The 21,194-nt window shown below is 66.2% G+C and carries 19 protein-coding genes; 14 read left to right on the forward strand and 5 right to left on the reverse strand.

What is annotated here, in order from left to right; all coding sequences use genetic code 11:
• The first annotated feature begins 424 nt into the window (after nt 1-424).
• Nucleotides 425-850, forward strand: a complete 426-nt coding sequence (locus ARGLB_RS00295; RefSeq protein WP_050934202.1) for a hypothetical protein — start codon at nt 425-427, stop codon at nt 848-850.
• Between the two features lie 92 nt (nt 851-942).
• Nucleotides 943-1,617: a DUF6766 family protein gene (locus ARGLB_RS00300; RefSeq protein WP_003797594.1), complete on the forward strand. Its 675-nt coding sequence runs from the start codon at nt 943-945 to the stop codon at nt 1,615-1,617.
• A gap of 52 nt (nt 1,618-1,669) precedes the next feature.
• On the opposite strand, the gene ARGLB_RS00305 is transcribed toward ARGLB_RS00300, so the two are convergent.
• The gene (locus ARGLB_RS00305; RefSeq protein ID WP_003797596.1) at nt 1,670-1,957 is read right to left on the reverse strand and encodes a DUF6221 family protein; all 288 of its coding nucleotides are present in this window, start codon (nt 1,955-1,957) and stop codon (nt 1,670-1,672) included.
• A gap of 75 nt (nt 1,958-2,032) precedes the next feature.
• Nucleotides 2,033-2,596, reverse strand: coding sequence for a universal stress protein (locus ARGLB_RS00310; RefSeq protein ID WP_003797598.1), 564 nt, complete (start codon nt 2,594-2,596; stop codon nt 2,033-2,035).
• Nucleotides 2,597-2,690: 94 nt separating this feature from the next.
• Between ARGLB_RS00310 and ARGLB_RS22315 the strand changes: the two genes are divergently transcribed.
• Nucleotides 2,691-3,161: a hypothetical protein gene (locus ARGLB_RS22315; RefSeq protein WP_003797600.1), complete on the forward strand. Its 471-nt coding sequence runs from the start codon at nt 2,691-2,693 to the stop codon at nt 3,159-3,161.
• Here ARGLB_RS22315 and ARGLB_RS00320 read toward each other — a convergent pair.
• Nucleotides 3,098-4,192 carry an alkaline phosphatase family protein gene (locus tag ARGLB_RS00320; RefSeq protein WP_245531439.1) on the reverse strand — a complete coding sequence of 365 codons (1,095 nt, stop codon included), beginning with the start codon at nt 4,190-4,192 and terminating at the stop codon, nt 3,098-3,100. The two genes, ARGLB_RS22315 and ARGLB_RS00320, sit on opposite strands and share 64 nt — an antisense overlap.
• A gap of 199 nt (nt 4,193-4,391) precedes the next feature.
• On the opposite strand from ARGLB_RS00320, the gene ARGLB_RS00325 reads away from it, so the two are divergent.
• The 5 genes from ARGLB_RS00325 to ARGLB_RS00340 all read left to right on the forward strand — a co-directional run bounded on the left by ARGLB_RS00325 (nt 4,392) and on the right by ARGLB_RS00340 (nt 8,547).
• Nucleotides 4,392-5,015: an arsenate reductase/protein-tyrosine-phosphatase family protein gene (locus ARGLB_RS00325; RefSeq protein WP_003797604.1), complete on the forward strand. Its 624-nt coding sequence runs from the start codon at nt 4,392-4,394 to the stop codon at nt 5,013-5,015.
• 53 nt (nt 5,016-5,068) lie between these two features.
• The gene (locus ARGLB_RS00330; protein WP_003797606.1) at nt 5,069-6,166 is read left to right on the forward strand and encodes an LCP family protein; all 1,098 of its coding nucleotides are present in this window, start codon (nt 5,069-5,071) and stop codon (nt 6,164-6,166) included.
• 51 nt (nt 6,167-6,217) lie between these two features.
• Entirely contained in the window at nt 6,218-6,382 is a 165-nt protein-coding gene (locus ARGLB_RS23450) for a hypothetical protein (RefSeq protein WP_175304927.1), read from the forward strand.
• Between the two features lie 406 nt (nt 6,383-6,788).
• Entirely contained in the window at nt 6,789-7,547 is a 759-nt protein-coding gene (locus ARGLB_RS00335; protein ID WP_003797610.1) for a histidine phosphatase family protein, read from the forward strand.
• On the forward strand, nt 7,531-8,547 hold the full coding sequence (locus tag ARGLB_RS00340; RefSeq protein WP_003797613.1) for an ADP-dependent NAD(P)H-hydrate dehydratase: 1,017 nt from the start codon (nt 7,531-7,533) through the stop codon (nt 8,545-8,547). Before ARGLB_RS00335 ends, ARGLB_RS00340 begins: the two co-directional genes overlap by 17 nt.
• Nucleotides 8,548-8,590: 43 nt before the next feature.
• Here ARGLB_RS00340 and ARGLB_RS00345 read toward each other — a convergent pair whose 3' ends face one another.
• Nucleotides 8,591-10,009, reverse strand: coding sequence for an ABC transporter substrate-binding protein (locus ARGLB_RS00345; RefSeq protein ID WP_139023205.1), 1,419 nt, complete (start codon nt 10,007-10,009; stop codon nt 8,591-8,593).
• Nucleotides 10,010-10,598: 589 nt separating this feature from the next.
• Here ARGLB_RS00345 and ARGLB_RS00350 point away from each other — a divergent pair.
• The 3 genes from ARGLB_RS00350 (at nt 10,599) to ctaD (ending at nt 14,002) form a co-directional block, all read left to right on the forward strand.
• Nucleotides 10,599-11,021: a hypothetical protein gene (locus ARGLB_RS00350; protein ID WP_003797617.1), complete on the forward strand. Its 423-nt coding sequence runs from the start codon at nt 10,599-10,601 to the stop codon at nt 11,019-11,021.
• Nucleotides 11,022-11,655: 634 nt separating this feature from the next.
• Entirely contained in the window at nt 11,656-12,120 is a 465-nt protein-coding gene (locus tag ARGLB_RS00360) for a DUF4383 domain-containing protein (RefSeq protein ID WP_003797621.1), read from the forward strand.
• Between the two features lie 130 nt (nt 12,121-12,250).
• A complete protein-coding gene (gene ctaD, locus ARGLB_RS00365; RefSeq protein WP_003797624.1) occupies nt 12,251-14,002 on the forward strand; it encodes an aa3-type cytochrome oxidase subunit I in 1,752 nt (583 codons plus the stop codon).
• A 124-nt stretch (nt 14,003-14,126) separates the two neighbouring features.
• On the opposite strand, the gene ARGLB_RS00370 is transcribed toward ctaD, so the two are convergent.
• Complete coding sequence (locus tag ARGLB_RS00370; RefSeq protein ID WP_043417552.1) at nt 14,127-14,465, reverse strand: hypothetical protein; 339 nt, start codon at nt 14,463-14,465, stop codon at nt 14,127-14,129.
• Between the two features lie 601 nt (nt 14,466-15,066).
• On the opposite strand from ARGLB_RS00370, the gene ARGLB_RS00375 reads away from it, so the two are divergent.
• The 3 genes from ARGLB_RS00375 (at nt 15,067) to ARGLB_RS00385 (ending at nt 21,082) form a co-directional block, all read left to right on the forward strand.
• On the forward strand, nt 15,067-17,307 hold the full coding sequence (locus tag ARGLB_RS00375) for a S9 family peptidase (protein WP_003797628.1): 2,241 nt from the start codon (nt 15,067-15,069) through the stop codon (nt 17,305-17,307).
• 363 nt (nt 17,308-17,670) lie between these two features.
• Entirely contained in the window at nt 17,671-18,420 is a 750-nt protein-coding gene (locus ARGLB_RS00380; RefSeq protein WP_139023206.1) for a peptidoglycan-binding protein, read from the forward strand.
• Nucleotides 18,421-18,427: 7 nt separating this feature from the next.
• Nucleotides 18,428-21,082, forward strand: a complete 2,655-nt coding sequence (locus ARGLB_RS00385; protein ID WP_003797632.1) for a hypothetical protein — start codon at nt 18,428-18,430, stop codon at nt 21,080-21,082.
• Nucleotides 21,083-21,194 lie beyond the last annotated feature (112 nt).

Below are 21,194 nucleotides of genomic sequence, written 5' to 3' on the forward strand. Positions count from 1 at the left end.
TGACCGGGCCTGAGCCTGGCCCTGCGACATCACCGGACCGCTACACCCGTGAGATACGGATGTAGCGGTCCGGCGTGTAAGGGGCCCTCCTGGAACGGTTCCAACTGAACGAAGGGAAGCCATGCAGGCCGGGGCAATGGAAATTGACGCCTACCTCCACGGCTCATACATGCTCCGCCCCATCCAGCGGGACCTGCTTGACCATGCAATCTACGAACTGGGCAATTCCGGCACGGACTGATCCTGCACAGTGTCAGGTCCTGCACAGTGTGCGGCCCTGGGCGAGCGCCCTGCAGGCGTGCCACCTTGACGGCGCCGCGGGCACAGGCTACACAATAAGCAACCTTAGTAATTGGTGCCGTCCCTGCACGAGGAGGAGGAATTGCAGCGAGCAACATCTTCATTCGGCCAGAAAACCCGGAACGTGAAGACGCCTAGGGGCGTCGGGAGTCTGCGGCTTGGCCTCCTCTCCCTGCTGGCGCTCTCGGGAAGCGTACTGTCGGGGTGCGCCGCTGACGGGACGGGGGCCGCAGAAGCAGCCGAAGCGTTCCAACGGGACGTGGCCGGCTCCGACATGACGGCGGCGTGCTCGCTGCTCCAGTCCAAAACGCGGGAGGAGACGGCGCGTACCAGTGATGCCGGCACCTGCGAGAGCCAGCTGGAGAAGGCGAAAATGCCGGACGCAGGGAGGCTGCTGAGCACCGAGCAGTTCGGCCGTGACGCCTTCGTCGAATTCGAGCACGACACTGTCTTCCTGGCCGCCTCCAATGCCGGCTGGAGAATTACAGGCGCAGGCTGCACCCCCAACGGCGAAGAAGCGCCGTACACGTGCGAAGTAGGAGGCAAATAGCATGCGCTGGAGCTTTGCCCTGTACCTCATCCTGATCTTCGGCGGACTGGCCTACATGGCCGTCGTCGGGCTTGTCCGGGGATAGGCGGACCGTGAAAAAAGCACTCAGAAACAACGGCCTCAGCCTCTTCTTCGGCACCATATTCCTGCTGGCACTCCTTGGCCAGGCGCTGACAGGCCATGCCCTCTTCAATGAGGAGCAGGTGGCCTCCGGACTGGAGGAAATCAGCCTCGGACAGTACCTGACGTCGTCGAACTTCGCAGTCGACGTCTCCGAAAACTGGCAGTCCGAGTACCTGCAGTTCCTGCTGTACATTTTCGCCACAATCTGGCTGGTCCAGAAGGGGTCCCCCGAGTCCAAGCAGTTCAACGAGACCGGACCGGAGTCGGACAAGGACCAGCTGGTGGGCGAGTACAGCAATGCCAGGTCCCCGAAGTGGGCCCGTGTCTCCGGCTGGCGGCGCACCCTGTTCTCGAACTCGCTGGGACTGACGATGGGGCTGATATTTCTTCTGTCGTGGCTGGTGCAGTCAATCGCCGGGAACAGCAACTACAACCAGGAGCAGATCCAGAACTTCCAGCAGCCCGTCAGCTGGGCGGAGTACATCGTCTCGCCGGAGTTCTGGAACCGCACCCTGCAGAACTGGCAGTCCGAATTCCTTGCCGTCGGTTCCATGGTTGTCCTGTCGATCTACCTGCGCCAGCGCGGCTCACCGGAGTCCAAGCCCGTGGGCTCGGCGCACGACGACACGGGCACCACGGGCTAGCGCCGGGCGGCGGAGCCGCCGGCCCACAGGTACCGGGATCCGCCGTCGAGCATCACAGCCCGTCGACAGCCCAGCCTTCCTCGTAATCCGGATGGTCCTTGTAGACGGCGGCGAGGGACATCAGGACGTACTCGCTCGTCGAGCCGATAGCGGTGGGAACATCGGTGACCAAAGGGACATTGCCCAGGATCTTCCGTTTGGCTGCACATTCTGAAAGCACTCGTCCGGGATTGAACCAGCCGACGACGGGTCCCGCCGATCCTTCCAATTCCAGGCCCTTCCGGGCATCCGCCTCGTCCTCGGCGATCCGCGCTTCCAAAAAATCGATCAGGTCGGCCATATGAAGTCCCTCGCATTCATCTTGTGTGGGTGGATGGTGTCCGTGGTTTGGACCGTCAGTCGCGTCGGAATAGTGTCAGCCGTCTTCCTTTGGGCGGTGCCGTCTCTGCGGGGCGAGCGGAACAACAACCACCGGCCGGGCCTGCCGGTGCGTGAGATGGACGGCCACCGAGCCAAGCAGCAACTGCTCCAGCCGGGCGCCCACCCTGCCTTCACGCGTGCCCACCACAATGACCGAGGCATCTGCCGAATCGGCCAGCCGGGCCAGGGCCCGCGCGGGCTCCCCGACGAGGGTCAGAAGCGACCACCGGATCCCGGCTTTGCCGAGGACAGCCTGCAAATGCTCCCTGAGATGGGCACTGGTCTGCTCGACGTCGTCAACGGTTCCGTCCTCCCCCGTCGACTGGAGCAGGTCCTGGTCGTCCCGCTCGTTGCTGAGGTACGAGGTGATGTCCACATAGGCGCAGATGAGCTTGACGTTCAGGGAGTAGGCCAGTCGGGCGGCGCTGTGCACGACGGCGGGCGGTTGCCCGGGCACGACGCCGGCCACCACCGGGCCGGCAATCCGTTGCGGAACGAATTCGTCCTCCCGGTTCGGGAGCCCGGCCTTCTTCGCTGGCTCATTCATGAGTGCTGCCATTCCACGCTGTCCTTACGGCAGATCGGGGTGACTCTCATTTCCAGCCTACTAGGACGCACTGGCACCGGCGGGCAACCTGATGGAGGATGGGCGCATGGCGCAACGTGGAGGTCGCTCGCAGTTCGCGGTTGCCGGCTGGCTCTTCGGGTCCGTCAGTGTTGCCCTGGGCCTGGTCATCCACGCCGTGTCCGGGCATCCCGTGCCTGCGGTGCCGATCGTCGTCGCCGCCGCCGCGCTGCTGAGCCTGGCCGGTGCGGCGGTCACCCGGATTGGTGTTCCAAACTGGGCGTTGCTTGTGCTGGCTGGGGCGGGACAACAAACCATTCACTGGGCTTTCGCGCTCTTCTCCAGTCCGCTGTCCACCACCCTCGACGGTCACGGACATGCGGCCGCCGTTCAGTTCGCCGGCCCCGGTCTGCTGCTGGCCGGTGTGCCAACCCAGCCGCTGCACGTGCTGCTGTACGCGCACGTTGCCGCGGCGCTGCTGACATCCCTGCTGGTTCAGCGGCTGAAAACATCCGACCCGAAGCGGTTCAATCCGGGGGCGGCGGCGTACCCGAGGTAGGGCAGGCCGAACGCGTCCTCGATGCTGGCCAGCAGGCTGTAGTGGTTGTATGAACGGTCCGAGGTGGTGCCTGCCCTGGCCAGCGGTGACAGCACCAGCGTCCCGATCAGACCGCCCGCCGCTCCCCCGGGCAGTACGGCGTCCGCGCTTTCCTTTCCCTCCGCCTCGTCGAAGGTGATGACCAGCATCCCGTCCTGCATGTACGCCGGGGATGCCAGAATCTCCGGAACATGCTTGCGGAGCCATACATCGGCCGAGACCAGACCACCTTCCCGCCCGTCGACGCACGGGCTGTCGTGCCCGTCGTTGCACAGGTTCGGGCTGATGTAGGACAGGTTCGGTGTGGTTGCCACGGTCTTGAGATCGGCGTCGAGGTGGGAGAAGTCGACGTCGTTGGCCTGGCACTCGGGCGACGACGTGATCCCGGCGAAGTACACGAACGGGTTGTGCCGGGTGGCGTACTGCTCGCCTTCCTGCGCTGCATGGTTCGAATCCCGGGCGCCTGGCTCCGGATGGAGGCACGGGGCGCCCATGTCCTCCATGTACCCCTTCCAGGTTTTCCCGGCCGCGCTCAGCTGGCCGGCAACCGTCGGTACAGACGCCGGGTACACGCAGCCGCTGCCCTGCGCCTGGCCCGGCGGCGTTGTGCCGCTTTCGTTGAACGCCTCGTAGACCGGGCAGTCGCCTTCGGTGGCGGGGTTTGGCCCCTGCCCCGAGATCTGGGCGATGTAGTTGGGAAGGGAAGCATGCCCGATCGCGTAGTACCGGCTCAGCAGCACGCCCTGGGGACGCAGGGTCCGGGACAGGTACCCTGCGTCCGACTGGTCGTTCCAGACGTCCCGGAAGGACTTGTTTTCCAGGTTGATCACGAACACATGCCCCGGCTTTGTCGCCCCTGTGGGCAAGGGCGAGGGCGACGGCGGCGGTCCGGTTCCGCACGCAGCAAGCCCCGTAAGGGCCACCGCCAGCGCGGCCGGGAGCAGCTTCCGGCCGGCCGGCCGGTCCCACCTGTGCATCGGATCAGCTCTCATTGGATCCTGCCTTCTGGCGCAACGCCGTTTCGCGGTCCCCGCTCCATGCTGGCACCAACGGCCCGGCAGCAGCATGAAGAAAAGCTGGGAGTTGTTTGGGAGGGCGCACCACGCTCATCCGGAAAGCAGGGCGGCTCACATGTTAAGTTGAATCGGTGGGACAGACCTGTCCTGCACACCAGCCTGAGAGAGCCAATACGTGGAATCGCCTGCACCAGTCCGAATCCTGACCGTCTGCACGGGCAACATCTGCCGTTCCCCGGTGGCGGAACGACTGCTCCAGGCGGGCCTTGACCAGGTGCTTCCCGGTGGCTTCGAGGTGCGCAGCGCCGGAACCCGTGCCCTGGTGGGCGATCCCGTACAGCCGCTCTCCGCGGACATCATCCGCACCTTCGGCGGCACCGCGGAGGGCTTCGCGGCGCGCCAGCTGTCGGCCAAGATCTTGCGGAACGTGGACCTGGTCCTCACCATGACGTCCGGGCACCGAGGCGAGGTGCTACAGCTGGATGCCTCCCTGCTGAAGCGCACCTTCACCATCCGCGAGTTCGCCAGGATGCTCGATGTTCTGGAGGAGCGTGAAGGGCAGGCCCCTCAGGGCGCGGGCCTCAACGGTGAACGGCTCGCGGCCAACACCAAGCTCTGGCGCAAGCTTCCCGCCCGGGCCGCATCCGTCCGGCACCTCGCGCTGGCCCCCGATGCGGCGGACAACGACGTCGTTGACCCCTACCGCCGCAGCGCCGATTACTACCGGCAAATGGAAGACGAACTGGCCCCGGCGATCATCTCGGTCCTTCGTTTCGCCCGGCTGAACGCCCCCTCTTAAACCGGCGGGCCGCCGTCGTTCTCTCGGGCGGCTTTTGGTGGTACCGTCCGATCATGAAATCCCGGAACAGTCCGGGAGCCGGGGGCAACGGCGACCCCGCTCCAGGCGCCAATGGCGGCGCCAAACCCAAGCGGACCATACGCAACGCAGTCCTGGTAGGGCTGCTCGGGATTGCCCTGGTGGCCGGCGGCTTCCTATTCAACCTGGCGCAGATCTGGAATACCCAGACCGCCAAGACGGAGATCAGCGCGGCCCCAGAGAGCCCCACACAGACCGCAACCACCAAGCCCTCGCCCACCAAGAAGCCGGCCCCCAAACCGGTGAAGCCGCCCCCGCCGCCTCCGCTGCCCATGAACATCCTGCTGATCGGCAGCGACCACCGCAAGGGCGACGCGCCGGCGCCGAACGGCCTGCCGAACCAGCGCGCGGACGTCCTCATGCTGGTGCATCTTGCGGCCGACGGGAAGCACGCCTACGGCATCTCGCTCATGCGCGACCTCTGGGTTCCGATCCCCGGGTACGGCGAAGCCAAGATCAACGCCTCGCTTGAGCAGGGCGGTATGCCGCTTGCCGTGAAGACCGTGGAGTCCCTGTTCGGGCAGAAGATCCAGCACGCCGTCATGATCGACTTCGAAGGTTTCAGGGGCATCACCGAGGCGCTCGGCGGCGTGGACGTCAACAATCCGGAGGCCTTCACGTCCACCCACGACACCCGGCAGCATTTTCCGGCAGGTGTGAACCGGCTTAAGGGCCAGCGCGCCCTCGAGTTCGTCCGCGAGCGCTACGCGTTTGTTGACGGCGACTACCGCCGGGTCGCGAACCAGCAGCTGTTCCTGCGCTCCACCCTGGCCAAGCTGCTATCCGCTCGCACCCTGACCAACCCGGTGACGCTGTACAAGCTGGTCAACACGGCGGCGAAGTACATCACCGTGGACAAGGGACTGAACGCGACCGCGCTGGCCAGCCTGGTGTACAGCCTGCGGAATGTCCGGATGCAGGACGCGGTGTTCTTCACACTTCCGACGGCGGGATTTGGGACCAGTACCGACGGACAGTCGATCATCCTGCCGGACTACGGCGCCACCGCCGCTGTGGGCGCGGCCCTGGGGAAGGACCGGCTGGGGCAGTACGCCGCGACGCTGGGGAAGTGACCCTTATCTTTTAGTAACCAGCGTGATGAGTGAATGCGTGAGGGGTACCCAGTGAAACAGCTGATCTGGATCATCGCAGTTGTTGCAGTGCTGTTTGTCATCGCGGGCGCAACCATCAGGGCGGTAGCCTTCCTGCTGTGGGTGGCGCCCGTCCTCCTGCTGGCGGCCCTGCTGGCATTCTTCCTCAAACGCTCGGGCGGCAAACGAATCCCCTGACGCTCTCGCACCTCCTGTCGGCTTACAACCGGACGCTCCCTCACCTCCTGTCGGTTCGGGGCCAACGCTTCCGCACCTCCTGTCGGTTCGGGGCCAACGCTTCCGCACCTCCTCCTGCGGGAATTGCGGGAGCGTCCCAAAAAAGGCGACCAAACGTGAGGGAGCGTCCCCAAAAAGGCGACCAAACGTGAGGGAGCGTCCCCAAAAAGGCGACGAAACGTGAGGGAGCGTCCCCAAAAAGGCGACGAAAGGTGAGAGAGCGTGTGGTGGGGCCGCGGGTGATTACTCTGCTGACATTGCGGGTACGGCACTAGTAACGTGGAAAATTCGCAGGCCTAGGCTGAACGGGAGTGCAATCGTGGGACAAAACGGAACCTCCGCTGAGGGAACGCACAAGGATGCCCCGGTGCCCGCTGCATGGACAGCCGGCGCCGTGGAACTCATCCTGATCCGGCACGGCGAGAGCCAGGGCAACGTGGCGGCCACCGATGCCACGGTTTCCGGTGCCGAGGTGATCGCGGTCCCAGCCCGTGATGCCGACGTCGAGCTTTCCTCCACCGGGCGGGAGCAGGTGACGGCACTGGGCCGCGCGCTGGCGGCTGTTCCCGAGAGCCGGCAGCCCGACGTCGTCATCTCCTCCCCATACATGCGCGCCTACCAGACGGCAGAGATCGCCGTGGAAACGGCCGGCTGGCCCGTCCCCGTCCGCTCGGACGAGCGTCTCCGCGACCGGGAGCTGGGCATCCTGGACATGCTGACCGCTTTTGGGGTGGAAACCCGGCTTCCCCAGGAGGCAGAACGACGGCGGTGGCTGGGCAAGTTCTATTACCGTCCGCCGGGCGGGGAATCGTGGGCGGACGTGGCGCTGCGGCTCCGTTCCGTGATCGGGGAACTGAACGCGCTGGGCAGCGGCCACCGCGTGATGCTGGTGTGCCACGACGCCGTCGTCATGCTGTTCCGTTACATCCTTGAGGGTATGTCCGAACGGGAGCTCCTGGACGTGGCAGCCAGCACTCCGGTCCTGAACGCCTCAATGACCCGCTACGTGCGGCCGGAGGGTGTTGGCCCGTGGACGCTGGAGAGCTTCAACGTGGCAGACCACCTTATGGAGCAGGGCGTCGAAGTGACCGAACACGCCGGGGACGCCGATGTCCACCCGCGCTGAGCCCGCTAACACTGCCGCGTCCCTGATCACGCCAACGCTCCTGCGCAGCTGGCCGCTGCCCTCCGCGGGGTCCGACAAGTACTCCCGCGGCGCGGTGCTGGTCGTCGGCGGCGGCCGGCGCACTCCGGGAGCCGCGTTGCTCGCCGGTACGGCAGCACTTCGTGCCGGAGCTGGCCGGGTAACCCTGGCTGTGGCGGAGTCGGTGGCCGTCCAGCTGGCCGTGACGCTGCCGGAGGCGGGAGTGATCGGCCTGCCTCAATCCGCAGGCGGTTCCGTCGGCGATACCGGGCTCGAAAACCTGCTCGGGGACTTCGATGCCGCAGACGCCGTGCTGATCGGCCCCGGGCTGGACGACATCGGGCAGACCGAGGCCCTGCTCCGCGGGCTGCTGCGGCATGACTCCGCCAAGGGCCCGGGACAGAATGCCGGCCCGACGGTGGTGCTCGATGCCTACGCCCTGGGCGCCCTCCCCCGGCTGGCCGATGAGCTGGACCCGTGGGCGGGCCGGCTGATTCTCACGCCAAACCCCACCGAGGCCGCGATCCTGCTGGGCCGGGACACGCGCGACCTGGCGGCCGACGTCGTCGAACTCGCCGGGAAGTACCGCGCGGTGGTGAGCTGCCAGGGCATGATTGCCGGGCCACCCGCCGTCGGCAACCCCGACGGGCCACCCGCCGTCGGCAACCCCGACGGCGGCAACCCCGACGGCGGCTCGTCCGCCGGCGGCTCGTCCGCCGCTGATTTCCCGGCGACCGGAGACCACTGGGAAGTCACCACCGGCTACGGCGGGCTGGGAACTTCCGGCAGCGGCGACATTCTTGCCGGCGCCATCGCAGGGCTTCGGGCCCGAGGCACCAGCGACGCCCAGGCCGCCTGCTGGGGCACTCACCTGCACGCCGCAGCCGGCGACAGGCTCGCCAGCCGGGTGGGCAGCCTCGGCTACCTGGCGCGGGAACTGGCCGACGAACTGCCGCCCCTCATGATGGAACTGGCCACGTAGGCGAGCTGGCTGGAGGCGGTCCCGGTTTTCGCTAGCCAGCGGCTCACTTCAGCGACTTCAGGATGGACCGGAGCGAAGCGGCAGCCTTAGTGGCTGCGGCCTGCGGCTGGGCCCGGCCCGCTGCAACGTCGCTGACGGCCTTGGCGATGGGCAATTCGGCCATCGCAGCGCTGGCCAGATCGCCGTGGCCCTGGACAATGCCCCAGTGTTTCAGGTCGTTGGACCCCTGCAGCAGGGTGGAGAGAACGTCCTTGGCATAAACGCTGCCGAACCGCTCCGTCCTGCCCGCTGCCACGGGGGTGGACATCCAGGCATCTGCATACTCGGACGGGTTCGCGGTGCTGCCCGAACGCACAGGAACACGTTCCTCCGGGGCAATCGCGAGCCAGTCGGCGTAGCCGTCGGTCAGGAAGTACTCCACGAAGCGGCGGGCGGGTTCGGCGTCGGAATCAGCCGTCACGGTCCAGGAGATCACTTCGCCGAAGTGCGCCGGCTGTTGCCCGTCCGGCCCTTGGAGGCTGGCGACCACTCCGGTGTTCCGCGCCAGGAAGAGCGGGTCCTTGGCGCATTCGGGGCAGCTGGGCCGCGCATCAGTCCTCGTGCCGGCCAGCTCGTCCAGCATGTTCGTCGGCCAGATGGCCATGGCGGCCTTGCCGGCGAAGTAGGCGGACCGCACTGTATCAATGTCTTGTATGCCGGGCACGGAATAGTTCTTGAGCAGGTCGCCGTAGAATCCGAGCGCCGCCACGCACTGTGGACTGTCGAACGTAATGCCTGCCTTGGCATCCACCATCTCGCAGCCATTGCCCACCGCAACGTGTTCAAACGACTGCTGCGTGAAGGCCTGGCCAGTCTTGTTGGCCGCGACAATGCCGGCCAGCTCCGGGGAATCCAGCTTCCTGGCCGCGGCAACAATGTCCGCGTACGTCCGGGGTGCCCTCAACCCGGCCTGGGCGAAGAGGTCCTTGCGGTAGTAGATCAGCTGATGCCAGGCGGCGCCCGGAACGGCCAGCTGCTGGCCATTGTCGCGCGTCAGTTCCAGCGCCCGGGCGGCCCACGTTTGCTCCCCGAGGCTTTGCACAATGGCTTCGTTGGTCTTGAAGTCGACGTGGCCGGCGGCTGCCATGGTCCGGACCTGCCCCAGCGACAGCGAAGCCATCACGTCCGGAAGGTCACCGGAGGCGGCGGACGACGTCAGGACCTGGTTGAAGCGGTGCGAAGGAACGGTCACGAGGTCAGCCTTCACTCCGGTGGCAGCGGTGAAATCCCCGATGACGACGTGCAGCTTGGCAATGCGGTCCGGAAGCGTCTCGGTAGTCCAGACGGTGATGTTGTGGTGGTCGACGTCCGGGGCGGGCGTGGGTGGCTGACCATTGCCCGGCGTGCAGGACACCATAAAGGCCGCTGCCAAGAACACCGCCGCCAGAACGCCCGCCCTGACTTGGCCTCTGCTCCTATTCACCTGGCGCTCCTGCCACACGGTGTCCGCAATACGGACGCACGCGGGGCGTTAAACCCCGCGTACAACAAGGAGACCTGTGTGACAAGCGTAACTAATTGGTGCCCGGCTGTCAGCAGTCCGCATTGACTGCAGGGCCGGTCCATATGTGGACCCGGCTACCGCCCCGGACAAATGGGCGCATACGAAGGGACGGCCTCCGCTCGTTGAGCCGGAGACCGTCCGCGAGAGGATCCGGATGCTGCTGCCGTGCGCTATTTAGCGCGGTGGCGTGCTCCCGGGCTAACCGCCCCTCTGGCAGCCAAATTGCCCCAGGTCCTCCCGTTCACCGCCAGCCACGTCGGCTGGCTGTAGATGTTTTATAGCACCGGCCCGGGCCGGCCACAAGGGCTCCGGCACCGTTTTTTCCTCCCGCTTTTCGGGCCGCCAGGGCAGGGAATCCAGCGTTTACGACGGCGGGCGGCCGGCTGTTCCGGCGGCGTCCCGGCCAGCTCGGGGTACTATTGCCCGGCGCGGCGGCCCGGGAGTATTTTAAGCGTGGGACTGAGCTCAAGCAGCAGGGCGCCGATGCCCCCTATCCAGGAGCACGTCAATGACGACCATCTCCAACGCCCATCTTCCCGGCGAAGCGCAGCGCCCCTCCGGCGACCCCTTGTGGTGTTCCCAGTGCCAGACGGATGAACACCTGATCGTCGAATCGATCGAGGCCCTGCATCCCCCTCGGGACGGCATGGTGGACGTCTCGTACACCTGCGTTGAATGCGACCAGTTCTACGCCCACCCGGCCGGAGTCCACGACGTGGCAGGCGTACTGAACCGGCATGGCCAGGTGATGGGTGTGCTGCAGTTCGGCGGCGAATACTTCCACTGCGGAACGCCGATGGCCTCGGTCAGCTCGGGAACCAGCAGCATCTACGGCACCGAGCTCGGCCGTCGCCGCACCATCCATGACGTGCACCTGCCCACCCGGCTGCTGCGGTGCGCCTGCGGGTTCCAAATGGAAGTGCCGGACTAAACCAGTGCCGGACTGAACGAGGACTGTGGACCTGAACGAGGCCCCGGAGTTTTGTACAGATAACCTTCCGCCGGTTCTAACCCGGCGGGCAAGTTATTAGCGGCAGCACTGGTTACAAATGGTTCTTATCTTGAGATACTAATCATGCTTACTATATTTATGCCAGCATCGGACAACCGCAGGAGAGCTTATGCGCAGACTGCTCGCTACTATCACCGCCATCCTTGCCCTTGCCAGTGCCGGGCTGTCTCTCGCCGCGCCGTCTTATGCAACCTCCGCCCCGGGTTCCGCGGCACTGTCCGCCGCCCCGGCGGGCAGATCTGTGCAGGTTCAGGCGGGTACGTCCGATGCGGCCGGAACACCGGCGCCGACCGGAACGTCTTCCCCGTCTGCAACCCCGTCCGAGCCTCCAGCCAACCCAGGCACCGGAGAACCGGAAGAGTCGGAAACCAACCGCCTCGAATACGCCCCGTATGTTATCGCGGCGGTATTGATCATCACCCTCCTCGTCGTTTTTATCTGGCGACGCCGCCGCGGAAACAAAACCGTGGTTTAAGCGCCGTCAGAAACGGGCTTCGCCACATAAAGCAGTCAATTCACGTTTCACCCAATTCCATTTGAAGGAGTAGTCGCCATGACCACCATGGACAGCGCGGCCGGTGCAAGGTCCCGGCTGCAACGGGCGGCACAGGTTGTCGGAGCAGTATTCGTGCTCGTCGGCATCCTAGGGTTCATCCCCGGTATCACCACGAACTACGCGGCACTGGGAATGGCCGGTCCCGCCTCCGACGCCCTGCTTCTGGGCGTCTTCCAGGTATCGATCCTGCACAACATCGTCCATCTCCTCTTCGGTGTGGCCGGCCTGCTCATGGGACGGACGCCGGGACAGGCAAGGAGCTATCTGCTGTATGGCGGCGTCATCTACCTGGTGCTCTGGCTGTATGGCCTTTTGATTCCCCACGAGACCGCGGCGAACTTCGTACCCATCAACACGGCTGACAACTGGCTGCACTTCCTGCTGGGTGTTGGCATGATCGGGCTGGCCCTGCTGCTGTCCCGCGACACCAGGAGGGTGCACGGACCCGCCACGGGCTACTAACCACTAAACCTTTTGCGGGGGTGCTGCAGGCGCTATCCTGATGCCGTCGGTTCTGTGAACCGCTCACGGTCCGGCCGGCACCCTCGCCCCAAACGGGGCGTCGAAGCGCGATGCCGGGGAGTGGCAGACGATGACCGCATATCAGCAACCTACAAGCACCACCGCCACCGAGATTCCGACGGTGGTGCCCCGCCGTAAGGGCAACATGGTGGTCCGGTGGATCACCACAACCGACCACAAGACCATCGGGTATCTGTACCTGATTACCTCCTTCGTGTTCTTCTGCCTGGGCGGCGTAATGGCCCTGCTCATCCGCGCCGAGCTCTTCGAACCGGGCATGCAGGTCCTGGTGACAAAAGAGCAATACAACCAAATGTTCACCATGCACGGCACGGTGATGCTGCTGATGTTCGCAACCCCCTTGTTCGCCGGGTTCACCAACGTGATCATGCCCCTGCAGATCGGTGCACCGGACGTTGCGTTCCCCCGACTGAACGCGCTGGCCTACTGGTTCTTCCTGTTCGGCTCCACCATCGCCGTTTCCGGCTTCATTACCCCGCAGGGATCCGCTTCCTTCGGATGGACGGTATACGCGCCCCTCAACAACACCACATTTACACCAGGCATCGGCGGTGACCTGTGGGTCTTCGGCCTGGCATTATCCGGCTTCGGCACCATCCTGGGCGCGGTCAACTTCATCACCACGATCATCTGCATGCGCGCCCCCGGCATGACCATGTGGCGCATGCCGATCTTCACCTGGAACACCCTCATCACCTCGGTCCTGGTGCTGATGGCCTTCCCACCGCTGGCCGCAGCCCTGTTCGCCGTCGGCGCGGACCGCCGCTTCGGCGCCCACATTTATGACCCCGAAAACGGCGGAGCCCTCCTGTTCCAGCACCTGTTCTGGTTCTTCGGCCACCCCGAGGTGTACATCATCGCGCTGCCGTTCTTCGGCATCGTCTCCGAGATCTTCCCGGTCTTCAGCCGCAAGCCGATCTTCGGCTACAAGGGCCTGGTCTACGCGACCATCGCCATCGCCGCCCTTTCAGCCACGGTCTGGGCGCACCACATGTACGTCACCGGTTCCGTACTGCTGCCGTTCTTTGCGCTCATGACCATGTTCATCGCGGTCCCCACCGGTGTGAAGTTCTTCAACTGGATCGGCACCATGTGGGGCGGCTCGCTGACATTCGAAACCCCCATGCTGTGGAGCATCGGCTTCCTCATCACGTTCCTCTTCGGCGGCCTGACCGGCATCATCCTGGCCTCCCCGCCGCTGGACTTCCACGTCTCCGACTCCTACTTCGTGGTGGCCCACTTCCACTACGTGGTGTTCGGCACCGTGGTGTTCGCGATGTTCGCCGGCTTCTACTTCTGGTGGCCGAAGTGGACGGGAAAGATGCTCAACGAGCGCCTCGGCAAGATCCACTTCTGGATGCTGCTCGTGGGCTTCCATGCCACCTTCCTGATCCAGCACTGGCTCGGCGTTGAAGGCATGCCCCGCCGGTACGCTGACTACATGCCGCAGGACAACTTCGCGGCCATGAACCAGTTCTCCACTTTTGGCTCCTTCCTGCTGGGCGCCTCACTGATTCCGTTCTTCTGGAACGTCTTCATCACAGCCCGCAGCAAGGAAAAGGTGGAAGTCGACGATCCGTGGGGCTTTGGCGCTTCGTTGGAATGGGCCACGTCCTGCCCGCCGCCGCGGCACAACTTCACCTCGCTGCCGCGCATCCGCTCCGAACGGCCGGCCCTGGACCTGCACCATCCTGAGTTGCGCGTCCGCGAACATGACCCCGTGCACACGCCGGTCGCCGACGTTCTGGGCGCGGCGGACATCGGCGAGCGCGACGTGCGGGATCCGCACCCCGACCGCTAGCACGGGCTTTTCTGACACCCGGTCACCCGGAGGCCCCTCCGGAACACACTGAGGCCCCGGACTCCATTGGACGTCCGGGGCCTCAGTGCGTATTTCAGTTTCTAACTGCTAACCAGCGGCCGACTCATGCAGCCGCTGCGACCGCGTAGCGGCTGGCTCCGGCGCCCATTCCGCGGTCGGCCGGGGCCAGGACGCGGACGTCGCATTCGGACTGCTGCGGATCGATGGAGCGTGGCAGGTGGTGCGTTTTGGAGCATTCCCGCAGCTGTTCAAGCGCGACGGGTTCGACACGGGCGTGGCTGACATCAACGACGAGCCGCAAGCCCTCACGGAGGTGGTTGGCGCGCTTCATAACGACGTAAAGAGCTTGGATGCTTTGGGCGGTTACATGTCCCTGGGCGGCGACCTGGGCCTCACCGCAGTCGAGGTCCACGCGGACCAGTACCTTGAGCTTCTGGTTCAAAACTTCTCCCCTCATGCGCGGCCGCGACGCTGCGACCGGATATAACCCTAGCCTGCATGTGACTCAGGTAACAGGAAAATTCCAAATGTTGCAGAAATGGGACTTTCCGCGCTGGTTGGGCTGGTGGAGGACACGGCAACGGTCCCAGGACACGCAAATGGTCCGGGGACGCGTGGATTCCAGCGTCCCCGGACCAGTTGCGTGTCCTGAGTGTTCGACGACGGCGGTCGCCCGCGTGGGCCGCTCAGCTGCGGGTCGGGTCCGGACGCAGCGGCGCAGGGCCGGGGTCCGGCACCGGAAGCGGGCCGGGCGGCTCGGGCGCAGGGATAGGGTTGGGCGGTGCGGGACGGGACGGGTCCGGCCGCATCGGATCGGGTCCTGGCTCCGGCGGGAACGGCTCTGGTTCGTGTACTGGCGGGATGGTCATGCTTTCCCCCTCGAAGGCTCGTGTGGGTTCCTTATTGCTGACGCGAGTTCAGGATACGCCCGGCGCCGGAGCGGGGACAGGGCCCCGGCCGGCGTGCGGAAGTGCCATGAGCCAGCCTCTCCCCCGGTAGCGAACGGCCGCCCAAATGTCAGGGCAGCTCTATATATTGAGGGAATGACCCACACTCCGCTGCAGCAACCCGCAAGCTCCTCCGACGTTGGCACATCCCGGCCGCCCGTCGCCAAGAGGGTGCCCGCCGAGCGCACGCACCACGGGGATACTTTCGTGGACCACTACGAGTGGCTGCGGGACAAGGAGTCCGAGGAGGTCGTGGCGCACCTGAAGGCGGAGAACGCCTACCAGGAGGCCATCACGGCGCACCAGGAACCGCTGCGCGAGGCCATCTTCCAGGAGATCAAGGGCCGCACCAAGGAGACAGACCTGTCCGTTCCGAACCGCAAGGACGGCTGGTGGTACTTCAGCCGGTCCATCGAGGGCAAGGAGTACGGCATCCAGTGCCGCGTCCGCGCCCAGAACACGGGCAACCCGGTGGCGGACTGGACTCCCCCGGCGGTGGAGGCCGGCGTCGAAATCCCCGGCGAGGAAGTCCTGCTGGACGGCAACGTCGAAGCCGAAGGCAAGCCGTTCTTCTCCGTGGGCGGCACGGCTGTGACCATCGACGGAAACCTTTACGCCTACGCCGTGGACAACGCTGGCGACGAGCGGTTCACCCTGCGGATCAAGGACCTGCGGACCGGGGAACTGCTGCCGGACGTCATCGAGAACGTCTTCTACGGTGTGTCCTTCTCCCCGGACGGCACCCGCATCTTTTACACCGTGGTGGATGACTCGTGGCGGCCGTACCAGGTCAAATCCCACGTCCTCGGCACTCCCGTCACGGACGACGAGGTGATTTACCAGGAGGACGACGCCGCGATGTGGCTGGGCTTTGAGCTCTCCTCAGACCGGCGCCACCTCGTGCTCGGCATTGGCTGCTCCGAGTACAGCGAGACGCGCCTGCTGCGTTTTGACGACCCCGGCGCCGGCCTGTCCACCGTCATTTCCCGCAACGAACGCGTGCTTTACGAAGCCGAGCCGTTCCTGCTCGAGGGCCCGGACGGGCAGGAAACGGATCGCATCCTGATCACCCACAACCGCAACGCCGTGAACTCCATGGTGTCGCTGGTGGACCCTGCCGAGCTTTCCAAGCCGCTGGCCGAGCAGGCCTGGACCACCGTCGTCGAGCATTCCGACGACGTCCGCGTCAACGGGGCGGGGGTTACCGCCACCCACCTCGTGGTCTCGATCCGGAAGGACACCATCGAGCGGGTCCAGGTGATGTCGCTGGCCGGGCTGGGGACTGCCGCCCAGCAGGCCCCGGTGGAACCCGCGTTTGACGAGGAACTGTATACCGCGGGGGTGGGCGGGTCCGACTACGAGGCTCCCGTGATCAGGCTGGGCTACACGTCCTACTTCACGCCGTCTCGCATTTACGACTTCGTCCTGCCTACCCCGGAGCAGCCGGCCGGTGAACTCCTGCTGCGCAAGGAAAGCCCTGTGCTGGGCGGCTACGATGGCTCGGATTACGTGGCCACGCGCGAATGGGCCGAGGCTGCCGACGGCACCCGCGTCCCCCTCTCGGTGCTGCGGCACAGGGCCGTCAAGCAGGACTCGACGGCGGCCGGACTGGTTTATGGCTACGGTTCATACGAGCTGAGCATGGACCCGGGCTTCGGCATCGCCCGGCTCTCGCTGCTGGACCGCGGGGTTGTGTTCGTCATTGCCCACATCCGCGGCGGCGGTGAACTCGGCCGGCACTGGTATGAGGACGGCAAGAAGCTCAGCAAGAAAAACACTTTCACGGACTTCATCGCGGCCACAGACTGGCTGGCGCAGTCCGGCTGGGTGGCGCCGGACCGGATCGCCGCGCTGGGCGGGTCGGCCGGCGGCCTGCTCATGGGTGCGGTGGCCAACCTCGCCCCGGAGAAGTACGCAGCCGTGGTGGCGCAGGTTCCGTTCGTGGATCCACTCACCAGCATCCTGGACCCGGAACTGCCGCTGTCGGCTCTCGAGTGGGAGGAATGGGGCAACCCCATCACTGATCCCGCGGTGTATGAGTACATGAAGTCATATACCCCGTACGAGAACGTCCGCGAGGTGGCCTATCCCAAGATCGCCGCGGTCACGTCCTTCAACGACACCCGGGTGCTCTACGTGGAGCCGGCCAAGTGGGTGCAGGAACTCCGCAACAAGACCACGGGCAGCGAGCCGATCCTCATGAAGATCGAGATGGATGGCGGCCACGGCGGTGCCTCCGGCCGCTATGTGCAATGGCGCGAGCGGGCCTGGGACTACGCTTTCATCGCGGATTCGCTCGGGGCTACGGAGCTGCTGCCCGGCGCCGGGCTCAAATAGGCGCCGGGCTCAAATAGGCTCCGTGCGCACGTAACGCCCTCCGACCCGTTTCTTTGGTGCTCCCGCCTGCGACGTGCACCGTATAGCCAAAAACGGCCGCCTGCGCCCCTCGCTGCGGCGCCGCTTTACCAAGAATGGCCGCCCGAATCCTAGCCAGGCGGCCATTTTTGGCAAGTCGTTGCGGGTGCGGGGCGACGGCGCTCCGAGGCTACTCCCTGCGCGGCGGAAGGCGGCAGGGATTCCGCCTATCCAGGGCCGGGTATTTCCGAAAAATAGTAATCCTGCTTACTATTGTCGGGCATACGGGCTCGGTGCACCTGTCCGCTGGGGGTGGGGAATCCGACGCCGGAACTGGAGCATAGCGTGAGCAATGAACAAGGATTGACCCCGCTTTCCGACGACGAACTGAATGCGCAGGCGGGCATCGCACTGCCGGACAAGGAAGTGGCTTCCGTACTCGACCTCAACGCCGATCTCGATCTGGGCATCAGCGCAGCTGCGCCGATCGACCTCGCCGTGGCGGCCAACGCCAACGTCGCAGCCCCCATCGACGCCGCGGCCTCGGCGAACGTCCTGTCCTTCGGTTCAGAGTCGCAGGCCCTCGCTGACCAGGGCGTCATCATCGACCAGGGAATCACCGCCGACGCTACGGCAGACTCCGTACAGGACAGCACCATTACGCAGGGGTCCGGCGTTGTTGACGGCGGGGCCCCCGACAGCACCGGCACCGACGTCATTGACGGAGGCACACCGGCCAGCACCGGTCCCGGCGTCCTTGATCGCGGGACGCCCGACGGTACGCTTCCCGACGGGACCATTCCGGACGGGACAGGTGTCGGCGCCCTCCCCGTCGATCCGTCCACTGCCCTCGACGGTGACCTCCTCAACGTCAATGTGGACCTCGCAGCCGACGCCGACATCGCCGCCCCGATCAACGGCGCCGTGGCTGCGAACGCCAACGTTGCGGCGCCCATCGACGCCGCAGTTGCAGCCAACATTGGCTCGATTGACAGCGACGCCTTCGCCGTGGCCCAGCAGGACGCCATCATCACCCAAGACATCGACGGCGAGGCCACCGCATCGGCAGATCAGCAGTCCGATCTGCAGCAGTAGTTCCTGAATGAGCGCCAAACACAGCGGGCCGTCCGGCATGGACGGCCCGCCGGTCTCCCCTTCGTCAACACCCGATCCGCATCCCGCAACAGGCATGATCCCATCGCCCGGCCCGACGGCGGCTTCCGCCCCGGGCGGCCCGGGCGCGTCTTTCGCAACCCCGGCGGGAGTCCCGACGGCGGCGGGCGCGTCCCCCGCCCAAGGCGGGCGGACCGCCGTCGTGATGAGTTCTGGCACCAATCCCGGCGTCGGGGTGCCGGTGCGGGCGGAGGGAGTCCAGCTCATTGGCGGGGCCAAGGGATCCGGCTACCGGGAGGCCCCCTCGCTGGTCCGCCGTGCCGACGGCCAGACCCTCCAGCTCACACAGCTGCTGTTTCAGGTCCTTGAGGCCATCGACGGTATGCGGGATGTCGATGAGATCGCCGAGGTGGCGAGCACCCGGTCCGGCCGGCTCATCACTGCGGACAACGTCAGGACCCTGATCGAGGGCCAGCTGCTGCCGCTCGGCCTGCTGCGGCTGGCGGACGGGTCGCAGCCGGAGGTCCGCAGGGCGGATCCGCTGCTCGGCATGCGGTTCCGGTACACCGTCACGGACCCCGCGCGCACCCGGAAGCTGACGGCGCCGTTCGCTGTGCTGTTCAATCCGCTGATCGTGGCAGTTGTCGCCGCGGGATTCCTGGTCTCGTGCTGGTGGGTATTGATGGTCAAGGGCCTGGCGTCGGCCACGCACGACGCCTTCGCGAATCCGTGGCTGCTCCTGCTGATTTTCGCCGTCACGGTGCTGTCGGCCGGCTTCCACGAATTCGGCCACGCGGCGGCCGCACGCCGCGGCGGCGCCACTCCGGGCGCGATGGGTGCCGGGCTCTACCTCGTCTGGCCCGCCTTCTATACGGACGTCACCGATTCCTACCGTCTGGGGCGCGGCGGCAGGCTTCGAACGGATATCGGCGGGCTGTACTTCAACGCCGTGGTTACCGTCGCCACCATGGGCGTCTGGTTGGCCACGGGTTTCGATGCGCTGCTGCTGGTGGTGCTCACGCAGATCCTGCAAATGGCGCGGCAGTTGCTGCCCCTGGTCCGCTTCGACGGCTACCACATCCTTGCCGATGCCACGGGCGTGCCGGATCTGTTCCAGCGGATCCGTCCCACTCTGCTCGGACTCCTGCCCTGGCGGTGGGGCAAACCCGAACCCGAGGCGCAGGCCCTCAAGCCGTGGGCGCGCGCCGTCATCACGGTCTGGGTGCTGGTCACTGTCCCCCTGCTGCTGGCCAGCCTGGTGCTGATGGTCGTCTCCTTTCCACGGCTCCTGGGCACCGCGTGGGCGAGCCTGCAGCACCAGCAAACCCTGCTGTCCGGCAGCCTCGCGGAGGGGAACTTTGCCGACGCTGCCGTGCGGCTCCTGGCGATTGCCGCCATCGCCCTTCCCGTGGTTGGCGTGGTGTACATGCTGCTCCGGCTGGCGCGGCAGCTCATCACCGGGCTCTGGACCAAGACCCGGGGCAAGCCGCTGCAGCGCGCCACCGCAATGGCAGCGGCTGGCGCCGCCGTTGCCGGGCTGGCCTGGGCCTGGTGGCCGCTGCCTGACAACTACCGCCCGGTGCAGCCCTACGAACGCGGGACACTCCTCGATGCCACGGCCGCGGCCTATCCTGCCCTGGCTGCCCCGGACGGAACCCTGCAGGAAGGACGGACGGGGCAGACGGTGGCGCTGTGGCCGGACGGCACTGCCCTGCCCACCCGGGAGCAGCCGCAGCTCAGCATGGTCCTCGTGCCGAGCCAGGGCACCGCACCTGCGTCGGTGCCCGATAAGCCTCAACCGGGCGAGGGCGCGGGTACGGCACCCGGCGGGGCTGTACCGCCGTCGTGGGTCTTCCCCTTCGACAGGCCCCCGGCCCCTGAGGAGGACGGCAACCAGGCACTTGCCGTCAACACCACGGATGGCTCCGTCACCTACGACGTCGCGTTCGCGCTGGTGTGGGCCGAGGACGGACCGGTGGACACCCGCAACGAGGCCTACGCCTTCGCCAGCTGCGCGGACTGCGCGGCGGTGGCCGTCGGGTTCCAGGTGGTGCTCATCATGGGCCAGGCGGATGTGGTGGTGCCCGAGAACCTCTCCGCCGCCGCGAACTACAACTGCGTCCGGTGCCTGACGTACGCCCTGGCCAGCCAGTTGGTCCTCACGCTTGACGGGCCGCTCAGCGCCGAAGGCATAGCCCGGCTCAATGCGCTGTGGCAGGAGATTGCCGAGTTCGGACGCACGTTGCAGGGCGTCCCCCTGTCCGAGATCCAGGGACGGTTGAGCGCCTACAAGGATCAGCTCACGGAAATCATTCGGACCGATCCCAGCGCCAAGCCCCGGGCTGGCGCTAGCACTCCGTCACCGGGTTCCACGCCATCGCCCGGGGCCAGTGGCGGAGCTGGGCCGGGCTCGGGATCCGAGCCAGGTGCGCCTGTACGGGGTGAGCCGACGCCGGGCGTCCAGTCGCCGGGCGTCCAGTCGCCGGGCGTGCCGTCGCCGGGAACGACGGCGGAGCCTGCGGTCCCGACGCCCGGAACGGGAACGACGCCGGTCCCCGCCCCGGCCAGCTCTGGCGCAGCACCGGCCCCCGCAACTACGGCTCCCGGTGCCGCAGCGGCTGCGTCACCGGCCCAGGAGCCGTGAATTAGCCATCCGCTGCTCCGGAAGTGCCCTTTTGAAGGCTCAGAAGGGCACTTCCGGAGCAATCGATGGGTACGCGGGGACCGGGCTGAACGGCGACGTGTCCCAGGCAACA

Origin of the sequence: Arthrobacter globiformis NBRC 12137 (genome assembly GCF_000238915.1) — a bacterium.
Taxonomy (GTDB): domain Bacteria; phylum Actinomycetota; class Actinomycetes; order Actinomycetales; family Micrococcaceae; genus Arthrobacter; species Arthrobacter globiformis.